Source organism: Mycobacterium sp. 852002-30065_SCH5024008 (assembly GCF_001665645.1).
Classification (GTDB): Bacteria; Actinomycetota; Actinomycetes; order Mycobacteriales; family Mycobacteriaceae; genus Mycobacterium; species Mycobacterium paraffinicum.
This window is the reverse complement of sequence record NZ_LZSZ01000088.1, coordinates 1-1,419: the sequence shown is the minus strand read 5'-3', so window position 1 is coordinate 1,419 and position 1,419 is coordinate 1. Positions and strand designations below refer to the sequence as shown.

At 65.1% G+C, this 1,419-nt stretch carries 1 protein-coding gene; it reads right to left on the bottom strand.

Translation table 11 applies throughout. From position 1 onward, the window contains the following. Positions 1-1,419, bottom strand: a 1,419-nt coding sequence (locus tag A5781_RS12095; RefSeq protein ID WP_156624578.1) for an AMP-binding protein, incomplete at both ends; no start/stop codon positions are given.

Sequence of the window (1,419 nt, the reverse complement as noted above, 5' to 3'; positions counted from 1 at the left end):
TATGCGATCGTCGGCAGCGTCAGATGTGTATAAGAGACAGGCCACATACAACTCACCGACCACCCCCGCCGGCACCGACTTGAGCCACCTGTCCAAGACGAACATCGCCGCCCCCGGTATCGGCGACCCAATCGGCACCACCTGAGATTCGGGGGTGAGCGGAGTGCTGATCGACGCACATACCGTGGTCTCCGTCGGCCCATACGCATCGATCATCACCCGCCCTGGTGCCGCCCACAGATCCACCACCTCAGCCGGACACGCCTCACCGGCCACCACCAATGCCACCGACTCCAACCCCTGCGGCGACAGCATCGCCACCGCCGAAGGAGTCTGACTCAACACACTGACCTGCTCAGCAATCAGTAACGCATGCAACTCTTCTGGAGAGCCGGCCACCGACTCGGGCACCACCACCAACCGGCCCCCACCCAGCAGGGCGCCCCAGATCTCCTCAACCGAGGCATCGAAGGCATACGAATGCACCTGCGCCCACACTGGTGCCGGTGCCGCCAAATCCCCATCCAATGACCCCAGCAACTGGGTGACGTTGTGGTGGGTCACGGCAACGCCTTTGGGCACCCCGGTGGTGCCCGAGGTGTAAATCAGATACGCAAGATCCTCAGCAGCCGGGGCCGGCAATGGGGTACTGGGTTGAACATCGATGGCGGGGTCGTTGACATCAATGACCGCCACGTGATGACCGTCGACCCGCGCGGCCAGCCCGGTGGTGGTGATCGCGGCGATCGGGGCGGCATCGCCGAGCATGAACCCGATCCGCGCTGTGGGCAGGCCCGGGTCGATCGGCACGTAGGCCGCCCCAGACTTCAAAACCCCTAGGATCGCGATGATGGCCTGCGCGCCACGTTCCATCAGCAACCCTACGCACTCACCCGGGCCCACCCCACGGGCAACCAGGAAGTGCGCCAACCGATTCGCGGCCTCATCCACCTCGCGATAGGTCCACGACCGGTCCCCGAAACTCAGCGCCACCGCCTCGGGCGTGCGCGCGACTTGGGCGGCAAACAACGCCGGGATCGACACCCCCGACACCGCCGGACGGTCCAACACCGCCCGGTTACCCCACCCCTCCAGGCGGACACGTTCCGAATCGTCGAGCAGATCGATCGAGGACACCGGCCGCGACGGGTCAGCGGTCATTGTCTCCAGCACCCGTTGGAATCGGGTGATCAGGGTGTGGATGCTGTCGGGGTTGAAGAGGTCGGTGCGAAACTCCACTACCCCGCTGATTCCGGCCGGCTGCCCCGCCTGGGTGAAGTTCTCGGCCAGGGTGAAGGTCACATCCATGCGGGCCGTGTGGGTTTCCAGTGGCACCGGGTGGGCCTGTAGATCCCCTAGGTCCACATCGGTCAGGGTGTGGTGTTGCCAGGCCAGCATGACTTGGACCAGGGGGTGATG